Source organism: Spirosoma arcticum, from assembly GCF_054779955.1.
Genome location: NZ_BAAGXG010000001.1, coordinates 707736 through 730139 on the forward strand (window position 1 = coordinate 707736; position 22404 = coordinate 730139).

Below are 22404 nucleotides of genomic sequence, written 5' to 3' on the forward strand. Positions count from 1 at the left end.
TTGTGTAATGCAACGTCATACCTGAGCGTTATACAATTACTCCACCGGCAAAACGGATCATGAGACAGCTAAAAATATCGAAACAAATTACCAACCGCGAGAGCCAGTCGTTAGACAAGTACTTGCAGGAAATTGGTAAAGTGGATCTGCTTACCCCCGATGAAGAGGTAACGCTGGCCCAGAAAATTCGGGAGGGCGACCAACTCTCCCTGGAACGCCTGACAAAAGCTAACCTGCGCTTTGTGGTGTCGGTGGCTAAGCAATATCAGAATCAGGGACTCTCGCTGGGTGATCTGATCAACGAAGGAAATCTCGGTTTGATTAAAGCGGCCCAGCGGTTTGATGAAACGCGGGGCTTTAAGTTCATCTCCTACGCGGTATGGTGGATTCGTCAGTCGATTTTGCAGGCGCTCGCCGAGCAATCCCGAATCGTGCGCCTGCCACTCAACCGGGTTGGTTCGCTGAACAAGATTTCCAAGACGTTCTCCGACCTTGAGCAGAAGTTCGAGCGGGAGCCGTCGCCGGAAGAGCTGGCGGCTGTGCTGGAAATTTCGGCCGCTGAAGTAGTCGACACGCTGAAAATTTCGGGTCGGCACGTGTCGATGGACGCACCGTTTGTGCAGGGTGAAGAAAACAGCCTGCTCGACGTGCTTGAGAACGACGGTGAAGACAAGCCGGATTCGGGTTTGATTAACGACTCGCTGCGGAAAGAAGTACAACGGGCGCTCTCGACACTGACCCAGCGTGAGGCCGACGTGATCACATTGTACTTTGGTTTGAACGGCGAACATGCCATGACGCTCGAAGAGATCGGTGAGAAATTTAACCTGACCCGCGAACGGGTTCGGCAGATCAAAGAGAAAGCCATTCGTCGGCTGCGCCATACCTCCCGGTCGAAGGCGCTCAAGACGTACTTAGGCTAACAAGTTGACTCTGTTTGTCTGCAACAAAAACGGCTCCTGCGAAAGTAGAAGCCGTTTTTGTTAGTGGCTACAGTAGAGTAATTGCCTGCTTGCCTTATATTTGTCTTATAGTCAATAATACGTAGTAGCTTATGAGTAATAATAACTATTTACAGTTGATGGTCGGCTAATGCATAGAGCACAGCTATTCTTAATTCGTACGGATGGGTTTCCTATTAGTTGATACAGACCATTTCGATATGGTACGTGCATGTTTGTTGTTACTTCTGATAACCTCCCTGACGCAGGGAGTCGCACAACCGTACCCATTTCCCAATCGCTCGGCAGTGAACGACCAGCCGATCACCAATCAATTTGAGTACCTGTCTGTAAAGAACGGTCTATCCAATAATTCAGTCACGTGCATCTTGCAGGACCGCGAAGGGTTTATGTGGATCGGCACCACCGACGGTCTCAATAAATACGATGGGCATACGGTTACCATTCTTCAACATGATCCGAACAGCCCCGATTCTTCCCTTCACAGTAATCACGTTTTAGACCTGCATGAAGATCGCTCGGGTAAACTTTGGGTAACGACCGTGAGCGGCATAATGGGTGGGGGAGGGGGCCTGCACCAGGTGAATAAACGGACGGGTATCGCTACGCCGGTGGGGATAAAGGTCCCCTCGGTCGAGTGGACCCAGACATTAGTTATTCATGAAGATCGTCAGGGTATTTTATGGATTGGATCATGGGCCGGTTTGATGCGGTATAATCCAAAAACGGGGCGGTATGTGTTATATCCGTTTCCCCAAATAAACGCGGAGGTTATCTGTATTCTTGAGGATACGCAAAATCAGTTTTGGGTTGGCGGTAAGAAGGGCCTTTACCGATTTGATCGCCGGTCGGGACGGTTTACGCTGGTTCCACTTCAATCCGCTCCGGCCGGTTATCAGCCCTGGGTCAGTACCCTGTATCAGGATAAAGCGGGTAATCTGTGGGCAGGCACCAATAAGGATGGCCTGCTACAGATTAATCCCAGAGGCAAACCGGTCGGCCTTTTTCGGTATGCTGCCAGGAAGCCGATCAATCGCCACATCTTCACGAAAGCTATCCTTGAGAGTCAGGATGGACACTTGTTGCTTGGAACAGCCGAAGGGCTGCAACAGGTTGATACCCGAACCGGTGAGGTAATTACGTACCAGTCCAATCCGGGGTTACTCTCGGGACTAAGCAACGACCAGGTGCGGGTGGTCTATCACGACCGGTCCGGCACGCTCTGGCTCGGAACGGATCAGGGTGTCAATAAGCAAGTCGGTACATCAGCCCTATTTAACACGGTTCAGGTCGTATCCGCTTCTGGCGCGGACCCGCCGGTTGAGAACATCGTAACGGCTCTGCTTGAGGACCGTACAGGAATCATCTGGATTGGCTCCAACTACAGAAAGCTCTACCGATATGACCCCAAACAGGGGCGGATAACCTTTATTCCTGTTGACCCGGCAAACCCGGAGAGTCTGGCCGAACAGCATCAAGTTGAAACGATATACGAAGATCGTACCGGACAGTTGTGGGTTGGTACACTGGGTGGCCTGCTGCGCATGGACCGCGTAACCGGCGCTTTTGTCCGGTATTCTACCCGCATTCGCCGAATACGTTCCATCGCCGAAGACCCATCCGGCCTGCTCTGGCTGGGCGGAGAGGGTGGAATTGCCCGGCTTAACCCTAAAACCGGGCAGTTCAGGTATCATTTTTATCATCCCAAAGACACAACCGACCGGCGCGGCTCTGTGGAGCACCTGATGGTTAGCCGGGCTGGCCATGTATGGATGGCCATCAGGGGGATAGGAATCAGTCGGCTACAGCCCAAAACGGGTCGGTTCACCCGACACCACCCTGTTCTACCGGCACCAGCCGGTCAGTTGAATGAGACGTACGTGACGGCTTTTTACGAGGATACCGACGGCGTGGTATGGATTGGTACCAATAAAAGCGGCTTAAATTGGTATGATCCGGCTACCGGCCGGTTCGCGGCCCTGACCACCCGGCACGGTCTGCCCGACAATCACGTTTCGGCTATCATTAACGACCGGCACGGCCATTTGTGGATAAGCACCACGCGTGGCATCTGTCGGTTTAACCGGAAGACGAAAACATTCCATAATTATACCACCGATGACGGCCTGCCTCATAACTGGTTCAGGAGCCGAGCCTGCCACGGGCGTAATGGCGACCTTCTGTTCGGTAGCCTGAATGGGGTCGCCATTGTGCATCCCGACCGCATTTACAGCAGGGCTGCATTCCCGGTTTATATTTCAAAGTTCAGCGTACTCGACCAGAACCGTCCACTGACTGCCGACCGACTCAAACTCCGGCATGACGAGAATTTTATAGCGTTCGAATTTGTCGCCCTTTCCTACCAGTCACCCGAAAAGAATCAGTATGCGCATCAGCTCGTTGGGGTGGATAAGAACTGGGTCTACAGCGGAACACGCCAATTTGTTAGCTACACCGACTTGTCGCCGGGCACCTACACGTTCCGGGTCAAGGCGGCAAACAGCGATGGTGTCTGGAATGAAAAAGAAACCGCTGTCCAGTTACTGATTCAGCCGCCGTGGTGGGCAACCTGGTGGGCTTACAGTCTCTATGCGCTGTTGGTTGGCGGAGCCATTTGGGGCTACATTCGGGTTTATACCAATCGGGTCCGGCAGCAGCAGGCCCTGGAACTCAATCGGCGGGAAGCCCAGCAACTTAAAGCGGTTGATGAACTGAAAACCCGTTTTTTCTCTAACATAACCCATGAATTTCGGACGCCCTTATCACTAATTATATCGCCGGTTGAGAAACTGCTTCAGGAAAACCAGGTCAACGGGCCGACCCGCCGGACGCTGGCCTTAGTGCAGCGCAACGCTGACCAGCTACTTCGCCTGATTAATCAATTACTGGACCTTTCTAAACTGGAGGCAAACCACATGCTCGTATCGCTGATGCGGGGTGGGGTAACCGAATTCGTGAGCCACTTGGTTGAGTCATTTCATCAATTAGCTGAGCAGAAAGGAGTACGCCTGACGTATACGTATATAGGGGAGGGTTCGGCGCATGAATATTTATTTGATGCCGACAAATGGGAGAAAATTCTGACGAATCTCCTGTCGAACGCCCTGAAATTTACGGGCAGTGGTGGGCACGTAACCGTCACACTCACCGTCGATCCTGCCCCCGCGGTCAGCGATGGTTTTAGCGTAAGCATTCGTATTGCTGATTCCGGCATTGGCATTACCCCCGAAGACCTTCCTCATATTTTTAATCGGTTCTATCAGGTAGACACGTCCCATACCCGCGCTTATGAAGGCACGGGTATTGGACTGGCGCTGGTAAAGGAATTGATTGATCTGGTTGGCGGTGCCATCAGCGTTGACAGTCAGCCGGGCGTTGGCAGTACGTTTGTCGCGACGCTGCCCGTTCAGCCCGCGTCGGTCAATACCGAATCACCAAAAGTGGTCTTGTCCGGCAAAAAATCTGCCCTACTAACGCAATTACCTGCCTTGGACCTGTCGGGTAATCAGCCCATTGAAAATGGGCAAACGCCCCTGCTCCTCATTGTAGAAGATAATGCTGAACTAAGGGATTTTCTGGCAGACTCACTCTCGGCTACTTACCGGGTTTTGCAGGCGGCTGATGGTGAAGCGGGATGGCATCTGACACAAACGGAACTGCCGGATATCGTTGTTTCTGATGTGATGATGCCCCGCATGGATGGGTATGAACTAACGCATCGTATCAAAAACCATTCTGATACCGACCATATTGCGGTGATTATACTGTCGGCTAAAGCCGCTCACAGCAGCCGCATTGAAGGCCTACAGGAAGGTGCTGACGATTATATACCGAAACCCTTTCATCTGGACGAGCTACACCTGCGATTACGAAATCTGATGATCCGGCAGCAGAACCTGCGCGATCAGTATCGCCAGCAGTTTACTCAGCCCGATATGCCCAGCCCGATAAACCGGGTAGACGATGTGTTTCTGCGCCGGGTCTATGAACTCCTGGAGAGCCACCTCAACGACCCGTTACTTACCGTCGACTGGCTGGCCGATGAACTGGCCATGAGTCGTAAAACTCTGTACCGAAAAGTGCACAGTCTCGTGCAACTGAACCCGCACGAGTTAATTCGTCACTACCGGCTGCGCAAAGCCGCCGACCTGTTGCGGGCGGGCCACACCCCATCCCAAACGGCCCATCTGACGGGCTTCAAAACGCCTTCATATTTCACACTGGTTTTCAAAGAGTTTTACCACAAAACGCCAACTGAGTTTGCCGCCGGTGGCTTAAGTAAAGCCTAAACGGATTACCCCTGACTACTATTCATGATCCGAATTGCTGTCAGATCTGGGACTATTCCTGTCAGTTAGGGGACAATATGGTATACGGTAAGGTACCTGTTGCCCCAGTACGCTACCTTAGGCGCGTGGTCAGACTGGCCGGACTCTCACGTAAAAACAAACCACCTGTTACGATTTACAACTATGAAAAACTACTACCTACCGGTTACACAATGGACTTGGCTGGTCCTGCTCTGGACAGGCCTGCTCAGCCAAACGACCTGGGCACAGTCGGTGCCCGACAGTCAATTTGCGCGGCTCGGCACAACGCTGGCCATCACTACCGATGGCGGCTTCGTAACAACCGAAATAATTTCCAATCCCACCATTGGCCCTACGCGGTCAGGAAGTAATGTCATTAAATATTCCGTGCAGGGCGACCGACGCTGGCAGACGGGATTTTTGGAGGGAGGTTTCTTCATCGGTGGAAGAATACCGGGGTATAGTTATGAAGTAATTCAGGCCAGCCTGATCGCCCCAACCACAGACGGTGGCGTGGCGGTAGTCGGGAGAACATCGCTCAGAGGGGAAGAAGTAGTGACAAAAATCAGCGCAACGGGTGTCCCCAGACGGTGGGAGGAGACTGACCTTTTCAAGTTCCCGGATGGCATTACCTTCGACGATTTAGTCGGCACACCCGACGGGGGATTTTTACTGCTGGCTACCCGGGCGACGTACGGTGCCCAAACGACGGTATACCTACGGAAGTACAACGCTGATGTCAGCGTTGCCTGGACGAAAGAAATAGCGTACCCAACACCCAACCCCGCTACGCCGGACCGGAGCCTGACAAAGGGGGAAACCCTCATCAACACGCCCGATGGCGGCTTTCTGGTAGCGGGCCTGTACATACCCGAGTATAACAACACAATTGAATCCCTCGATGATCTGCTCCGGCAGAGCCTGACCCGCAATACAGCCTGGGTGGCCAAACTCGATGGGCAGGGCAACGTAAGCTGGCAGAAGCTGCTGACTAACCTGCCCATTGCGCCGGGGCCTAACGACCTCGCCTATAACGTATCAGTCGACCGTATGCTCACCGCTACCGACGCTACGCTGGCCGCCGACGGAAACGGGTATGCGCTCGTGGGAGCCGGTTACCCGGCCAGTACCCGGTTCACGCCCATCACCAGGAGTATTGTAGAATTAAATACGGATGGCAGCTTCAAACGGGCCAGAACAATTTTGGGGACAACCGCCGAGTCGTTTGTGACGTTATATACCGGCAGTGGTGGCCGGAGATACTATGCGGTCGGGAGCCGGTCACAAAATAGTGTCAATCCCGAGATTTCGCTCATCAATCCGGCACCGCTGCCGCTGACTGATCTGGATTTATTTAAGATTGAAGCCCGACGAACGTTCGACGGGCCGGACGACGGTACGCTACTCGCCATCGGCGTAGCGGGTGACGGTGGTCTGATATTCGCCAGTTCGGGCAATCAAGTGGTTAAACTCGCTCCGGAAACGGCTACCCCACCCCCTCCGACTGGTACGCTGGCCTTAATCCAGCCTACGTACAACTGCCAGACCGGAGCCATCACCTTCAACACCACGGGGGGCAACGGTTCGCCCATTACGTATAATGCTCCCGGTGTTATGCGCTCGTCAGCTACCAGCAACAGCGGCACCGTGGAGCCGGGCCTGCGGGGTGATCCTAAGCCCATCACCATCACCGCCACCCAGAACGGACAGACCGTCAGCTACACCTTTGACTTCGGGGCCTTCTGCACGGGCACCCCGCCCCCCGTTACCCCACCAGTCAACCCCCCACCAACTCCGCCCACGCCCCCCACGGGCGGTACGCTGGCCCTGACCCAGCCCACCTACAATTGCCAGACGGGAGCCATTGTCTTTAACACTACCGGGGGCGACGGCTCACCCATCACCTACAACGCCCCCGGCGTCAGCCGCTCGTCGGCCACCAGCAACAGCGGCACTGTGGAGCCGGGCCTGCGGGGTGATCCCAAGCCCCTCGTCATCACCGCCACCCAGAGCGGGCAGACTGCCAGCTACACTTTTGACTTCGGGGCCTTCTGCACGGGTACTCCCCCACCCGTTAACCCGCCGGTTAATCCACCTGCGCCCCCCCCCGGCGGAACGCTGGCGCTGCTGGCCCCCACCTACGACTGTGTCAGTGGTGCGTTCACCTTCCGCACCAGCGGGGGCAACGGCTCCTCCATCGAGTACATGGCTGTGGGCATCACGGGCTGGACGAGCAACCCCAACCAGTTTGTGGATCGGGACAGCCGCACGGCCAACGACGTGAAGCCCTTCACCTTGATGGCCCGCCAGAACGGGGTGGTGGTGAGCTACGAGTGGGATTTGAAAGTGGCCTGCGGGCGGAGCCAGGCCCGGTTGGGTGTTGCCGGTGAGCGGAAAGCCAGGTTGAGCGTCTCGGTGCTGGGTAACCCGGTCAGTGACGCTGTTACGGTAGAGATTCGGGGGGCAGAAAGTCAACCCTTAACCCTACGCTTGCTGGATATGAGAGGGCGGCTGGTGGAGAGCCGGTTCGTGAAGCAGGCCGGAGCGGCTGAGCAACAGATTTTCGATGTGGCTCAGCAGGGGCCGGGCCTGTTGTTGCTGCGGGTCGGCAGCGGCACCCAAATCCAAACGGTTAAGATCCTTAAGCAGTAACCTGACACGTAGCACCGGGAAAGGTGGGCTATCGTAATCCACTTTCCCCGGTGCTACGTCCTGATTTTGCCTTCTGGCCACTGACCTTATCGAGGTTCGTCCTATTCACAGAGGTCGACAGTTATCGACGAGTCTTCTATTCACACTTTTTTACTTTATTCGGATGAAAAATCACTGTGTACACGGAATACAACGGGTTTGGCTGGTTCTGCTCTGGGCGGGCCTAATAAGTCAAACGGGTAGGGCGCAGTCGGTTCCCGACAGTCAATTTGCGCGGCTCGGCACAACGCTGGCCATCACCACCGACGGCGGCATTGTAACAACCCGGCTGGTTACCGAACCCAATCCCTTCAATGGGCCTTCGCGAACAGGAAGTACTGTTTCAAAATACTCGACCCAAGGAGATTTGATCTGGAGTACGGGACCCATTCAGGGAGGTAACTACATCGGTGGACAGATACAGGGGTATAATTATGAGGTAATTCAGGTTTCTCATATAGCGGCCCTCTCAGACGGTGGCGTGGCCGTAGTGGGAAGAACATCGCTCAGAAACGTAAATGTGGTAACTAAAATCAGCGCAGCGGGTGTCGCCAGACGATGGTCGGACAGTGATGGCGTTGGGTTTTCCGGTGGCTTCGATGACTTAATCGGCACACCTGACGGGGGATTTCTGCTACTGGCTACCAATGCATCAAACGGCGGCAAGACCACGGTGTCCATTCGAAAGTATAACGCCGACGTCAGCGTTGCCTGGACGAGAGAAATAGCCTATCCAACGCCCAACCCCACTACGCCGGACCAGAGTTTAACGAAAGGAAAATCAGTAATCAATACACCGGACGGCGGCTATCTCATCGCGGGGTATTTTAACGCAAGCGGCAATAGCGGGGGTGAAGCAGGCTGGGTTGCCAAACTCGATGGGCAGGGGAATGTGGCCTGGCAAAAACTACTGAACGGTTTACCTCTTTCGATGAATATCAATGGCCCTCCTCCGGGATCAATCATACAAATGCGCTCCGTTACTGATGTTATAGTGGCGGCCGATGGGAATGGCTATGCGCTGGTTGGAACCGCTATTGGCCCCAGTGCCATGGCTGTTGGCCCCACCAGAGGAGCCATCCTCGAATTGAATCTTGATGGAAGTTTCAAAAGGGCCAGATCAACCGGGGAGCCACCTACCGAGTCCTTTATCACAACCTACACGGGCAGCGGTGTCAAAAAGTACTACGCAGTGGGTAATTCATCCCTGCAAAACGGGGTTGACCCACAAATTTTACTAATCGACCCGGCAAGTTTACCCCTGAGTGATCCCGCATTATTTAACGTTGCTGCCCGGCGAACATTCAATGGGCCAGACGATGGTAATTTAGTCGCCATTGGCGTAGCGGGTGATGGTGGTCTGGTGTTCGCCAGTACTGGAAATCAAGTGGTTAAACTCCTGCCGCAAATCATTGCACTCATTGAACCCACCTATAGCTGTCAGACCGGGGCTATCACCTTCAACACCATTGGGGGCGATGGGTCAACTATCACCTACAACGCTCCCGGCATCATACGATCCTCGGCCAGCAGTAACACCGGTACGGTGGAGCAGGGGCTGCGCAATGACCCCAAAATTATTCCAATCACAGCTACCCAAAACGGCATCAGTGCCACGTATGATTTCGACCTAAAAGCAGCCTGTAGCAGTATACCCGGCACCAAGCCGCCCGTGAGTTATCCTATCCCAAGTCAGTCCTATACAGTTGGTCAGTCGGTAGAACTTCTGTTAAGTCCTTACATTTTTGACCCAACAAGTACCAGTCCGAATTACAATCCGGGTTGGGTATTTAACGTGGAAGGGCTGCCAGATGGCCTGCGACTGGATTACGGCTTTTTTCCCTTCGGCGTTCCTAACATACGGATCCTGGGAAATCCACGCACAGCAGGTCTCTACACGGTGACCATTACGGCCAGTACGGCAGGGTATCGCGACTACCCCATTCGGACGACCTTCACAATCACTGTGACGCCGAATGGACAACCACCCGTTACCCCGCCACCGGTCAATCCCCCCACCCCGCCCGTTACCCCGCCCGGCTCGCTGGCCCTGACCCAGCCCACCTACAACTGCCAGAGTGGGGCCATCACCTTCAACACCACCGGGGGCGACGGCTCGCCCATCACCTACAATGCGCCCGGCGTCAGCCGCTCGTCGGCGACCAGCAACAGCGGTACGGTGGAGCCGGGCCTGCGGGGTGATCCCAAGCCCCTCACCATCACCGCCACCCAGAGCGGACAGACTGCCAGCTACACCTTTGACTTCGGGGCCTTCTGCACCGGCACCCCGCCACCGGTTACCCCGCCGGTCAATCCACCTACGCCCCCCCCCGGCGGAACGCTGACGTTGCTGCCCCCCACCTACGACTGTGCCAGTGGTGCGTTCACCTTTCGCACCAGCGGTGGCAACGGCTCCACCATCGAGTACATGGCTATCGGCATCACGGGCTGGACGAGCAACCCCAACCAGTTTGTGGATCGGGACAGCCGCACGGCCAACGACGTGAAGCCCTTCAGCTTGATGGCCCGCCAGAACGGGGTGGTGGTGAGCTACGAGTGGGACCTGAAAGCGGCCTGCGGGCGGACTCAGGCCCGGTTAGGTGTTGCCGGTGAGCGGGAAGCTACGTTGAGCGTTCTGGTACTGGGCAACCCCGTGCGTGACGCGGTTACGGTAGAGATTCGGGGAGCCGAGGGCCAGCCCTTGGTGCTGGGTTTGGTTGATCTACGGGGCCGGTTGGTGGAGAGCCGGTCGGTGGAGCAGGCCGGAGTGGTCGAGCAGCAGCGCTTTGAACTGCCTCAACAAGGGCCAGGCGTGTTGCTGCTGCGGGCCACCAGCGGCACTCAGACCAAAACGGTTAAGATTCTCAAGCAGTAGATCAATTGCGTAGCATCAGGAAAGGCGGGTCGTTGTGATCTGCTTTTCCTGATGCTACGTCATGTTTTGTTTTGGCCTTCGGGACAATGACCTTTTCACCCTTCATTCTATTTCTGGAAGTCGACAGGCAGCGACGGGTATTCTGTCCTCACTTTTTTTAACGTATCATGCACATGAAAAATAAGTATACAGGAATGGCTATCCGATGGGGGTTAGCCGTAGTATGGCTGCTGAGCCTGACGCTCTCCGCCCCGGCTCAAACAACGACGCCCCCGGTGCTCCAGTGGCAGCGGGCGCTTGAAGGTGATGTCAATTTTAATTCGACTATCTACGCAGCTAAGTCCACTACGGGTGAGTTTGGCGTATTGACCGGAACCACGCTAACCCGCCTGACCGCGTCGGGAGCCGTGAAAGGGTCGGGACTTATCGAAGGATCGGTTGTGCTGTCTACCACCCCACTGACGTATTCAACGGCACTGCGCACGTCGGGTCTGATTGCAACGCCGGATGGTAGTTTTCTGGTGCAGGCCAATGATGAAGCTAACCTGTATTTGATTAAGAAAGACGCAAACGGAAACCGGGTATGGAGTAAGGTTATAAATCCCATTATTGCGGGAGCAAGGCCGGGACTCAACGGGCTGGACTTGATTCAAACAGCCGATGGAGGTTATGTATCGTCCATTGGCTATTCTGAATTGGATGGCAGAGGCTACATGGTAGCGGTCAAACTCGATCAGGACGGTAATTTTGTCTGGATACGGTTCCTGGGAGCATTAGGCTCACCTTCAATAAATGGTTTGCCTCCGGCTAACAATCCAACCTACCGGCGTCTTGCCCTGCCCGATGGTGGATTTATACAGATTGGAGCCACTGATAATCTCAGTCCGGGAAATTTCTCTTCCTCGGCCACCATGACCCGACTTGACGCTCAGGGAAACGTGGTAACCGCCAGGAGGTATTCTACGACTATCTTTCGTGACATTATTTCTAACCCGGACGGAAGTGGTTCGTTCATTGTTACTACCGGTGATGGCGATAGATTTGCGCTTATTTTGCCGAATGGTGACTTAGTAAGTACGCTGGTTGGTCCCCAGTTTTCTCCTGCGCCCCACTTTCCGCCAACGCCGATCATGGCCAGCGACGGCACGGGCCAGCCGTTTTTCGTAACCTTAGCTACTGCGTTTACTTCAAATAGTGACTTTCTCCTGAGGGGCTACGATCAACAGAACCAGGTGGTCTGGACGCGAAGGCTGGGTGGCTCCGGCACCGACTCGCCCCAAACTGTTCTCGCCACCGGGGACGGCTACCTGTTGGTGGGAACGACTAATTCGACCGATGGTGACGTGCAGGGCAAACAAGGAAATGCGCTGGCGACCTGGGTGGTCAAATTAGCCAAAACTGCTACCGGCCTTGCCCTGACCCAGCCCACCTACAACTGCCAAACCGGAGCTATTACCTTCAACACTACCGGGGGCGACGGGTCAACTATCACGTACAGTGCCCCTGGCATCAGTCGCTCGTCGGCTACCAGCAACAGCGGTACCGTGGAGCCGGGCCTGCGGGGTGACCCCAAGGTGATTCCCATCACCGCTACTCAAAATGGTATCACCGTTACCTACAGCTTCGACCTGAAAGCGTTCTGTAGTGGTACCCCGCCCCCGATTGATCCGCCAACTCCACCCACGCCCCCCACGGGTGGTACGCTGGCGCTGACCCAGCCCACCTACAACTGCCAGACCGGAGCCATCACCTTTAACACTACCGGGGGCGATGGGTCAACCATTACGTATAATGCCCCCGGCATCATGCGCTCGTCGGCCACCAGCAACAGCGGCACCGTGGAGCCGGGCCTGCGGGGTGACCCCAAGCCCATCCTCATCACCGCCACCCAAAGCGGACAGACCGTCAGCTACACCTTTGACTTTGGGGCGTTCTGCACGGGCACCCCGCCCCCGGTCAACCCACCCACTCCACCCACGGGTGCTGCGCTAACGCTGCTGGCCCCCACCTACGACTGTGTCAGTGGTGCGTTCACCTTCCGCACCAGCGGGGGCAACGGCTCCTCCATCGAGTACCGGGCCGTACCGGGCATCACCGACTGGACGAGCAACCCCAACCAGTTTGTCGACAAGGATAGCCGCACGGCCAACGACGTGAAGCCCTTCACCTTGATGGCCCGCCAGAACGGGGTGATGGTGAGCTACGAGTGGGACCTGAAAGCGGCCTGCGGGCGGAGTCAGGCCCGGCTAGGGGCCGGTGAGCGGGAAGCCAGGTTGAGCGTCTCCGTGCTGGGCAATCCCGTAGAAGGTAACTCGGCTGAAATCGAAATCAGGGGTGCCGTTAATCAGGCCGTGCAAGTTGACCTCATCGACCTTCAGGGGCGAGTGCTCCACCGGCATTTTATCAATCAGGCCGGATCGGCCGAGCGAGTTAGGGTGCCCATCGGCAATGGCACCGGATTGTTCCTGCTGAACGTAAGCACGGCAACCCAGCGGCAGGAGGTGAAACTACTGAAGCTGTAATCGAATCAGTACAAACGCACCACGTAAAAAGGCCAGCCGAACCGGCTGGCCTTTTTACGTGGTGCGTTTGATGCTATTGACTAATTCTTATAAATCCAGGCTGCCGTACCCGCGATTCCGCTGACAGCGCTGACACCGGCCATCGCTTCTTCCCGATTGGCTGAACCCGCTGCGGCTACTTTATACAGTTGACCTTTCTGACTGGGTACAAGGATAAAGGCGTCCGCGTAACCCGCCTTTTGCAATTGACGCTTTAGCCGGAGGGCGTTACGTTTGCTCGAAAAACTACCGGCAATGACCGTGAAATAGGGCGTTGTCCGCGTCGATTTGGCAACGGCAGCCGGAGTAACCTCAACCGGTTTTTGGTTGACCGTGGTGACCACTGGTACTGGGGCTGCGGTCGCCGGTGCCGTTGGTTTGGGAACAGAGGCAACAATGACTGATTCCGGAACTTTTGCCACCGGTGTCGGCTTCCTGTCGGCTGTCGCTGTAGATGGCTTGACCGGCTTAACCGCTTTTGGTGCGCCAGCCGAACGCTCGAAGAACGAAGACGGTGCACGGAGCAGCGTTCCCGGATCGAGGCTGCTTTGCGATGGTTGCCCCGGCTTAATTACCGAAAAATAGCTGATCAGGCCCAGCGATCCAACCAGCAAAATAGCAGCCGCTGCATACCAATAAGGCCGTGACCGGGGCAGTGGTGTTAGTGTGGTTGCATCGTCCTGTACCAGAACCGGTCCCACCGCCGTCGACGCTGAAACAACGACCGCGTCGAGCGCCTGCGTCGTTAGCGATTGGGCCGAAATGGCGCTCATGCCGTAGGCTTCCCCAAAAAAGTTATGCCGCAGGCTGGGATCGAACTGCAATTTTCCTTCCTCGTTGCCCGTGAACGTACCAATGCCGTCGAGGTCAAACCGGCCCGCTTCCGTTACCTGCTGACGAAGTTCAGCCACAAACTGGCTGATGTGCTGTTGAGCGCCCTCGCGGGTAACTGGCTCATGGAGCATGATGTAATTGGCCAGAATGCCGTCGTCCAGCCGCAGTGCTTCGTTAAACGCAACGCGTTTGCGGGGGGGCAAAAACAGACCGCTCGATTCCGTAAACGAGGCCGACTGGTAGTTGGTCAGGAAAGCACCTAATTCAGGTACAACGACGCAGTCATACTGGTACAGCAGTTTTTTGAGGTAGTCTTTTACGGAAGCCATCGCAGCAGGCGGTTAGGGGTGGGTGATCAGAACGAATAACTGATTCCTCCGAGAAAGTTAAGCCCCTGCTGCTGATAATACAAATACCGCTGGTAATTCTGGCCAAAGATGTTGTTGATCGACACGAAAGCCGATACTTGCTTCCCTAAGAAATAGTCAATTTTTAGATTGGCGTCGTAGATAGGTTTCAGGGTGTAGGTGCGGTTGGAAACCAGGTTTCGGTTTTTGATACCCTCGTAAAAATACAAATCAGCCGTGACGAACAATTTTTTGTTCAGCATGTATGAATTGGTCCAGGTTCCGGCCAAACGCGGGCGCCCCCAGGCTTCGGGAAGGAGGTCGAGACCATAGCGGAAAAAGTCGCCTTTGAGCGTCGACCGGAATTTGTCTTTCTGGGCGTACGCCAACTGGGCCGAAATGGTCAGCACCCGCGAGGTGCCGCCGTCGTAAAGGATCGCGAATTTTGTGGTGTCGGGAATGCCGTTATTAAAGGTCGAGAAGTTCCGGTAGGTGGCGTAGGATACTTTGCCTTCGTAGGAAAAGCCGCCCCCCAGCGCGCCCTTCGAGCCGCCGTAAATATCCAGCGACTTAACGGTGTTACGCAATTGTATTTCGGGTGCAAGCCACTTGTTGTCAGTCAGAAACGAGCGCAGTGTGTTCCGGTTAATGTCGCCATCAACGCCCGCGAAAAAGTGAACATTGGCCACCGGGGCCACGTCAATATCAACCACCGGAAAGGCGCGGGTGCTGTTGACACCCCGCCGTTTGTCGGTCTCGTTCACCGCATTTAAACCCGCCGTGACCGTTAGCTTGGGCGACACGTACTTGAACGTTGGCTTTACCCGAAACAGGTTACGATTATCCACCAGCGGACCGTCGGACCGTTGCGTCACGTAGGCGTCGGCAGCTATCAGCGCGAACACGTTGTCGGTGATACTCAGGGACCCGGCGAAGTTGGTGCCCCAGTCGGTTTCGGATGCGTTGAAGAGGTCGCGCAGGTTCGTGATGCCAGTGCGGAGTGAGTAGTCGATGGCGTTGTCGCTGTTGGCGTTCTCGATGCCGAGCCGGAAGTTGACCGTGTTCAGTCGCTGCTTGATCGACTCTGGATTAAAACCCGGCCGTTCCGAAAATGCCCGGCTGTAGCCGTAGAACCGGTAGGCGTTGCGGTCGAAACCCAGATCGGCCTGAAACTTAAACGCGTCGGTTAAGTACTTGCCCGTTACCCGCGCCCGCGTGTCGCTCTGGGCCGAATTTTTTCCGTCGACTGGGCCGATTCCCGACGACAAATGCCGCAGCGAACCTTCCAGCGCCACATTCGACAGGGCGTTGTAGCCCACGAATCCTTCACCAAAAAATGAGCTGTAATTGCCCGCGCCCAGCTTTACGTAATTAGTATAGGCGGGTGTTTCGTCGGGTTGGGTTGTGGCGGGAGACAGCACCGTCGTGTTGATTCGTGGATCACCGATGGTCAGCTTCCGATCCTCAAATTCGTAGGTCAGTTTGCGCTGCTCGGCCGACGGTTTAACCGACGGAATCTTGTTGAACAGCCGGTTGGCGGGCGGCAGTTCGATTTTCCGGCTTTTCTCAACCGTGATTTCCTGATTATCGACTTCACCTTCTTTCACCGGGCGCGGCTGTTGCTGGGCAAGGAGGGATGTGGAAAAGATGAGAAGGGATAGGGTGGTTAGGGGACGTACAATCATAGTGGATGTAGGACGAATTTCTAATGATGAATTATGAATCGGGGCCGCCTGTGCGGATGAGTGATTGGCTGGCATCAGCCCAAATCACCTACCTGTTCATCATTCATCATTTAATTTTTAGCCACCAACCCCGCCAGCTTCTGCTTTGCTTCGGCGACGACGGTCTGGTCGGATGAGTTTTCGATGATTGAGTTAAGCACGGCTTTAGCCTGCGCCAGTTCGTCTAAAGCCACATTATTATCGGCGACGAGAATAAACGCTTTACCTTTCCAGTACTCGAAGTCGGCGAATAACTCATTAAATTTGAGTAGTGTAGCGACCGACTCCTTGTATTTTTTCTGTCGGAACAAGATGTCGCCGAGATAATACTGCGCTTCGGCTCCGTTCACATCCTTAGCCAGCGCGATGGTTTTTTCCAGTTCGGTCTGGGCAGTTTTGTAATCGGCCTTCCCGAACGCCACTTTGCCCAGCATCAACTGCGCCCGGTTCTGAGCGCCCGGCACCACGTTGCCAGCGGCCAGCACCTCGCGAGCTAAGGCAGCCGCCGAATCGGGTTTCGGGTAGACGAAATACGTATCCATCAAGCCCAACTGAGCCGCCACCTGCTCGGCTTTGTCATCCGCCTTGCTCAGAATAACTCCATAGTTTTGGATGGCGCGGGGGTAGTTTTTCTGCTTCGACTCCAGTTCTGCCGCCCGGGTAGCCGCCCGCACCAAAAAGTCGGACCGGTTGTCGGCTACGACCAGGTTGTAGTAACGCAGGGCATTGGCCGGGTCGTTGGTTTGCCGGTACGATTCGCCGAGGTAATACCGTGCTTCGTTCGTGCCCGGACTGCTGGGGTACTCCCGCATAAACGCCAGCAGCGACTGAATGGCCTGGGGGTATTTCTGGCTGAAATAAATGTTTCTGGCGTTCTCGAACTGAACCCGCTGCACGTCGGTGCTGCCCGGGTTTTCCTTTTTGTATTCACCCAGTACCTGCGAGAACTCTTCCGGCCGACCGGCATCGTTCAGCGTGTTCTGAATACCTAACAGGGCACTTTTTGCCTGCTCCGAATCGCCAAAGTCGTCAAGAATGCGTTTGTAGTCGGCTACGGCGGGGTCGTACTGCTGCAGGTTTCCGTAGGCAATAGCTCGTTTCAGCAGCGCGGCCGGGACGAGCGAACTGTTCGGTTTGTCCTGAATCAAGCGCGTGAATCCCCGGATGGCGACTGGATACGCGCCCTTCTCAAAATCGACATTGGCCGTCTGAAATATGGATTCGTCCACGAACCGCGAGTTCGGATACTGCCGCTGCACCTGATCAAACTGCGCTTTGGCTTCCACATCGCGCCCGACGTAACTCAGAATAACAGCTTTCTGATACGATGCATAATCCTTATCGGGCGCGTTCCGGGCAATCGCCTGATCGTAGTAGCGCATGGCATTCTCGTACTGCTTACCGGCAAAATAGGCGTCGGCCAGCCGGATCGTGGCATCCTGGACCTGCGCTACATCGTCCGTATCGTCACCCCCGCGACTCACAAAATCGCGGAAATAGGGGAGGGCGCGGGCGTAGTCTTTTTTATTGTAATACGCATAGCCAAGTGCGTAAAGGCTTTTGTTGGCGTACTCCGGCGAACTACTTTTGGAGATGCTGGCGTAGAGCGGAATGGCCGTATCATACTGTTTGCCCGCTGAGTACGACTCCGCTTTCCAGAACTGGGCCGCCTGTTGCAGGGTGTTGTCGACCGGAAACCGCAGCGACTTGTCCAGATTGGCCACCGCCTGCGGATACCGTTCGGCGTTGAAATCGTTGACGCCCTGGTTATACGTCAGCCGTTGATAGGTCGCGTTGATCTTAGGCGTCCGACGTTTTAATCCTTCAATGTAGGCAATAGCCGCCGGGTAGTTGTTCGACGCGAAATACGCTTCACCAACCAGCTCGTTGGCTTCGTTCTCAAATTTACTGTCGGGATATTGCTTCAGGAAAGTCGTCAGTTCGCGCACGGCCTCGGCCCCGTTGTTCTGGTCGACCTGTAGTTTGGCGTGGTTAAACTGCGCTTCCTCCTGAATGGCCCGGTTGAACGACAGCCGTCCCGCCTGATCAAACGCCGTCAGGGCGTAGGTCGGGTTTTGCGTTTGCAAATAGCTGACTCCCAGGGTGTAGGCTGCGTACTGGGCCGTGGTGTCTTTGCCGCCCGCTAATGGTTTTAACTGCGTGATGGCGTCGGCGTAGGCTCCGGTCCTGAACAGTGACTGCCCGTAGCGGAACTTCACGGCGTTGGGCGCTTTGGCACTGCCCGAACTGATATACTGTTTATAATACGGAATCGCTTTGGCGAACTGGTTCTGCCCGTAGAACACCTCAGCCGTAAACAGCGCCACTTCGCCCAAACTCGCACCGTTGTTTCGTTTGAGCAGTGGTTCCGTGTACGCCAGCAATTCGTCGTAACGTCCCTGCCGGTATAACGCCTGCGCAATCCAGTTGGGCACCTGGTTCTGGTAGATCGGATTGGTCGCCACGCGCCGGAAGTCAGCCACCGCTTCGTTGTAGTTCTTATTACGGAAGTTGATGACGCCCGCGTAGTACGACGCGGCTGGTGCATCCGTCGAATTAGGGTCTGTTTTAACCTCGTTCAGCAGCGGAAGCGCCTTCTGCAAATCCTGGGTGCTGTAATACGCGATGGCTAATTGGTATTTGTACGTTGTCTGGCGCGTGTTACTGCCGCCCTGTGCCACCGCTTTCTCTAAGAAGTCAATCGCTTTGGCGTAATCCTGACGGGTGTAATAGTACGTACCCAGATCGCCGTACAACTGCCCGGCTTTGGGGTGCTGGCTGTTGTTTTTAACGAAACGGTCGACCAGCAGTTCGGCCCCCGGCTCGTCGATGTACAGGCTCGTGAGGGCCACGTAGTATTCGGCTTCTACGGCGTTCTGATCGGTGGTGTTGAGCAATGTTCGGGAGCCGTCGCCCCGGCGGGGTTCGAGGTACTGCCGAAACTCGTAGCGGGCGGCTGCGTAATTGGCTTTCTCGAACAATTCAAGGCCGTTGCGGTAGTGGTAATCGGGTTCGGAGTAACTCAACGTCCGCTGGGCTAAAGCGGACCGCGAAAACAGCAACCCAAGGATCAGTACGCACAGCAACTGGTTAGCCAAAAAAGAAAGTAACGGGCACTGTCCTGATGGGTGTCGATCCGGCTGGGATTGAGAATGAGGCATAAACGAAATCAAGGGTTGTGAATGCTTGGAATGCGTCGTAGTTTCGCCGACTAATTGGCAGATTCCACGTCAAATCTGGACAAAAAACGAAGTTATTTACGTTTCCGTATGAAAAAAAACGCCCGGCTCCTGTATTTACTTACTGTCTGGACACTTTTTGCCCCCCACCGCTCGCCCGCTGCTACCATCCCACCCGACGACGATACACCCCCGGCTCCGTCGTCCGGCGTGACGTACGTACTCTCGATGCCGGAGCCGCAAACGCACTACTTTGAGGTAGAAATGCAGATCAAAAACAGTGCTGCCGCCAATGCTAAAAAGAATCCAGGGTACGTCGATATTAAAATGCCGGTTTGGACACCGGGTTCGTACCTGATTCGGGAATACGCCAAAAACGTGGAAGGCTTTACGGCCACCGCTGCGGGCAAACCCGTCGTGAGCGACAAAATCCGTAAAAATGCCTGGCGCGTGTATTCAGCCGACAATGACCTCACGATTCGCTACCGGGTCTACGCCAACGAACTGACCGTGCGCACGAGTTTTGTAGACGTTGACCACGGCTACGTGACGCCCGCCGGGGTGTTTATGTACGTCGATGCGCTCAAAAACGGGCCGCATCGGGTAGTAGTGCAGCCTTACAAAACCTGGAAGGCCGTCGCCACCGGTCTCAAACCCGTTGCCGGGTCCGGTTATACGTACGAAGCGCCGGACTACGACATTCTGGTCGATTCGCCCATCGAGATTGGGAACCATAAGACGTTTACGTTCACGGCCGCTAACGTGCCGCACACCGTGGCGATGTACGGCGACGTGGAGTATAATGAGCAGCGCCTGTCGGCTGACTACAAACGTGTGTGCGAAACGGCGGCTACGGTCGTCGGTGAACATCCCTGCACCGATTATACGTTTATTGTCCACCACATTCCGCCGGGTGGGGGCGGGCTGGAACACCTCAACTCGACCACGCTCGAAACCAACCGCTTAGCCTACATCTCCGAATCGAACTACAAGGGTTTTCTGACGCTGGTGGCGCACGAGTATTTCCATCTCTGGAACGTGAAGCGCATCCGGCCTATCGCCCTCGGTCCGTTCGATTACGAGACTGAAAACTACACGCACATGCTCTGGCTGTCGGAGGGCTGCACGTCGTTTTATGAAGATTATATTCTGCGTCGGGCTGGTTTTCACACGCCCGACGCCTACCTCGGCATCGTAGCTAACGACATCACGCAGATCGAAAATCAGCCCGGCAACCGTGTTCAGCCGGTAACCGAATCGAGCTGGGACGCGTGGATAAAGGCGTATCGCCCGAACGAGAACTCATCCAACACCACGATTTCGTACTACAGCAAGGGCAGTGTGCTCGGTAGCCTGCTGAACCTCGCGATTCTGGCGGGTAGCAACGGCGAACGCAGCATGGACGACCTGATGCGGTATTTGTATGCGGAATATTACAAGAAACAGAAGCGCGGTTTCACCGATGACGAGTTCCGGCGGGCGGCCGAGCAAATTGCGGGTCGCCCCCTGACCGACTTCTTCACCACTGCGCTCAACACCGCCGACCCAATCAACTACAACGCTTACTTTGAGCCGGTAGGTCTTCAATTGATCAACGTGGCCGCTAAAGCGCAGGATGGTTACCTCGGCGCTGCTACGAGTGTCGTCAACGGCAAAGTGACCGTTGCGGGCGTCCGGCGTGGCTCAGCCGCCTACACCGATGGGCTGAACGTGGGCGACGAGATTATTTCGGTCAACGGCTTCCGCGTCGGCGACGATCTGCTGCGGTTTATCAGCGGTCGGCGCGTGGGCGACGTGGTTAATCTGCTCATCAACCGTTCGGGCCAACTCCGCGAATTGCCCGTCAAACTCACGCAAAATCCATTAGTCAGCTACCGGCTGGAACCGCTGTCTACCCAAACCGAAGCGCAGAAGGCGTTGTATAAGCGGTGGTTGTATATCAAGTAGAGAAACACAACAGGCCCGGCGATTCGCCGGGCCTGACTCACATTATCCCAAATACCCGGCGGATTGATGCTTCAAGCACCACCAGTCCCCGATGCGTCAGCGGCTGGTTTGCAATCCGTCACGAGCAATTGAACGCCCAGCGTTTCCTCAATGTCAGATAGTGTGTCGATGGTGAAGTTTTGCGTACCGCTAAGCCGCTGATTCATGCGGGAGGCAAACTCGCTCTTGCTCCAGCCTTTAGCTTCCAAGGCGTCGGCTATGGACATTTGGTTCAAGGTACGGGCACGTTGTTGGGGCGCGATGCGAGCTGGAACCTGCCGACTGAGTTTCCCGCGTTTACGTTTTTCGGTTTCCATACGTTATTCAACTGCGAAGGTTTCTAAAGATTTTTATAAAGTGCTGTATAGTAGTAGCTTATCCTTACCTCACGCTGTTTGAAACAAACATGCCTCCCTTACAACAACCGACTCAGCAGCATTGTAAACCCTGCCAAAACGTCCTCGTCTGAGAGTGTTTTGTCGAAACCTTCAACGATTTGAATTTCTCCGTTGGCGCGGAAGATATGGGTTGTTTGTGACTTAGGGTCAATGAGCCACGCTAACCGACAGCCGTTCTGCATCCACACGTCGAGCATTTTTGCCTTAACCGTTTTGAGCGCGTCGGTTGCCGAGAGCAACTCAATTACAAAATCAGGGCAAAGGGGCGGAAACTGCTCCTGTTGCCGTTCGGTGAGGGCGTTCCAGCGGTCAAGCCGTACCCAGGCTACGTCGGGCGAACGGGTACTGCTGTCCGGGAGCCGGAATGCCGTTGATGAATCGAACATTTTACCACTCTGACTTTCTTCCAGCCAAGGAAAGAACAAGCTATAAGGCTTAAAATTGGTTTTCCAGTCTTACCGCCTGTATTGGGCACGACGGTTAGTTTCCCGTCGGGTTCGCGTTCAAAACGGAGGTCGGGATTGCGCTGGCAGAAGG

Annotated in this window: 11 protein-coding genes; 6 read left to right on the forward strand and 5 right to left on the reverse strand. The window is 55.3% G+C overall.

The window, feature by feature from the left end; translation table 11 throughout:
* Positions 1 to 59 precede the first annotated feature (59 nt).
* The 5 genes from ACYVHB_RS03200 (at position 60) to ACYVHB_RS03220 (ending at position 13360) form a co-directional block, all read left to right on the forward strand.
* Positions 60 to 923, forward strand: a complete 864-nt coding sequence (locus ACYVHB_RS03200) for a sigma-70 family RNA polymerase sigma factor (RefSeq protein ID WP_009282104.1) — start codon at positions 60 to 62, stop codon at positions 921 to 923.
* Positions 924 to 1162: 239 nt separating this feature from the next.
* A complete protein-coding gene (locus ACYVHB_RS03205) occupies positions 1163 to 5251 on the forward strand; it encodes a hybrid sensor histidine kinase/response regulator transcription factor (protein WP_461049536.1) in 4089 nt (1362 codons plus the stop codon).
* 183 nt (positions 5252 to 5434) lie between these two features.
* On the forward strand, positions 5435 to 7924 hold the full coding sequence (locus ACYVHB_RS03210; RefSeq protein WP_461049538.1) for a T9SS type A sorting domain-containing protein: 2490 nt from the start codon (positions 5435 to 5437) through the stop codon (positions 7922 to 7924).
* A 163-nt stretch (positions 7925 to 8087) separates the two neighbouring features.
* Positions 8088 to 10838, forward strand: coding sequence for an Ig domain-containing protein (locus ACYVHB_RS03215; protein WP_461049540.1), 2751 nt, complete (start codon positions 8088 to 8090; stop codon positions 10836 to 10838).
* Between the two features lie 173 nt (positions 10839 to 11011).
* Entirely contained in the window at positions 11012 to 13360 is a 2349-nt protein-coding gene (locus tag ACYVHB_RS03220; RefSeq protein ID WP_461049542.1) for a T9SS type A sorting domain-containing protein, read from the forward strand.
* Positions 13361 to 13440: 80 nt separating this feature from the next.
* Here ACYVHB_RS03220 and ACYVHB_RS03225 read toward each other — a convergent pair whose 3' ends face one another.
* The 3 genes from ACYVHB_RS03225 to ACYVHB_RS03235 all read right to left on the reverse strand — a co-directional run bounded on the left by ACYVHB_RS03225 (position 13441) and on the right by ACYVHB_RS03235 (position 19465).
* Positions 13441 to 14562 carry an HU domain-containing protein gene (locus ACYVHB_RS03225; protein WP_461049544.1) on the reverse strand — a complete coding sequence of 374 codons (1122 nt, stop codon included), beginning with the start codon at positions 14560 to 14562 and terminating at the stop codon, positions 13441 to 13443.
* Positions 14563 to 14588: 26 nt separating this feature from the next.
* On the reverse strand, positions 14589 to 16265 hold the full coding sequence (locus tag ACYVHB_RS03230; protein ID WP_461049546.1) for a TonB-dependent receptor: 1677 nt from the start codon (positions 16263 to 16265) through the stop codon (positions 14589 to 14591).
* A gap of 110 nt (positions 16266 to 16375) precedes the next feature.
* The gene (locus tag ACYVHB_RS03235; RefSeq protein WP_461049548.1) at positions 16376 to 19465 is read right to left on the reverse strand and encodes a tetratricopeptide repeat protein; all 3090 of its coding nucleotides are present in this window, start codon (positions 19463 to 19465) and stop codon (positions 16376 to 16378) included.
* A gap of 108 nt (positions 19466 to 19573) precedes the next feature.
* Here ACYVHB_RS03235 and ACYVHB_RS03240 point away from each other — a divergent pair, with 108 nt between their 5' ends.
* Positions 19574 to 21430 carry a M61 family metallopeptidase gene (locus ACYVHB_RS03240; RefSeq protein WP_461049550.1) on the forward strand — a complete coding sequence of 619 codons (1857 nt, stop codon included), beginning with the start codon at positions 19574 to 19576 and terminating at the stop codon, positions 21428 to 21430.
* 71 nt (positions 21431 to 21501) lie between these two features.
* On the opposite strand, the gene ACYVHB_RS03245 is transcribed toward ACYVHB_RS03240, so the two are convergent.
* On the reverse strand, positions 21502 to 21786 hold the full coding sequence (locus ACYVHB_RS03245) for a helix-turn-helix domain-containing protein (protein WP_461049552.1): 285 nt from the start codon (positions 21784 to 21786) through the stop codon (positions 21502 to 21504).
* A gap of 98 nt (positions 21787 to 21884) precedes the next feature.
* Complete coding sequence (locus ACYVHB_RS03250) at positions 21885 to 22253, reverse strand: Uma2 family endonuclease (protein ID WP_461049554.1); 369 nt, start codon at positions 22251 to 22253, stop codon at positions 21885 to 21887.
* Positions 22254 to 22404 lie beyond the last annotated feature (151 nt).

Excerpts from the sequence above, each read along its gene's own strand:
- ACYVHB_RS03200 (WP_009282104.1), top strand. The coding sequence starts at position 60 with ATGAGACAGCTAAAAATATCGAAACAAATTACCAACCGCGAGAGCCAG.
- ACYVHB_RS03205 (WP_461049536.1), top strand. The coding sequence starts at position 1,163 with ATGGTACGTGCATGTTTGTTGTTACTTCTGATAACCTCCCTGACGCAG.
- ACYVHB_RS03210 (WP_461049538.1), top strand. The coding sequence starts at position 5,435 with ATGAAAAACTACTACCTACCGGTTACACAATGGACTTGGCTGGTCCTG.
- ACYVHB_RS03215 (WP_461049540.1), top strand. The coding sequence starts at position 8,088 with ATGAAAAATCACTGTGTACACGGAATACAACGGGTTTGGCTGGTTCTG.
- ACYVHB_RS03220 (WP_461049542.1), top strand. The coding sequence starts at position 11,012 with ATGAAAAATAAGTATACAGGAATGGCTATCCGATGGGGGTTAGCCGTA.
- ACYVHB_RS03225 (WP_461049544.1), bottom strand. The coding sequence starts at position 14,562 with ATGGCTTCCGTAAAAGACTACCTCAAAAAACTGCTGTACCAGTATGAC.
- ACYVHB_RS03230 (WP_461049546.1), bottom strand. The coding sequence starts at position 16,265 with ATGATTGTACGTCCCCTAACCACCCTATCCCTTCTCATCTTTTCCACA.
- ACYVHB_RS03235 (WP_461049548.1), bottom strand. The coding sequence starts at position 19,465 with ATGCCTCATTCTCAATCCCAGCCGGATCGACACCCATCAGGACAGTGC.
- ACYVHB_RS03240 (WP_461049550.1), top strand. The coding sequence starts at position 19,574 with ATGAAAAAAAACGCCCGGCTCCTGTATTTACTTACTGTCTGGACACTT.
- ACYVHB_RS03245 (WP_461049552.1), bottom strand. The coding sequence starts at position 21,786 with ATGGAAACCGAAAAACGTAAACGCGGGAAACTCAGTCGGCAGGTTCCA.
- ACYVHB_RS03250 (WP_461049554.1), bottom strand. The coding sequence starts at position 22,253 with ATGTTCGATTCATCAACGGCATTCCGGCTCCCGGACAGCAGTACCCGT.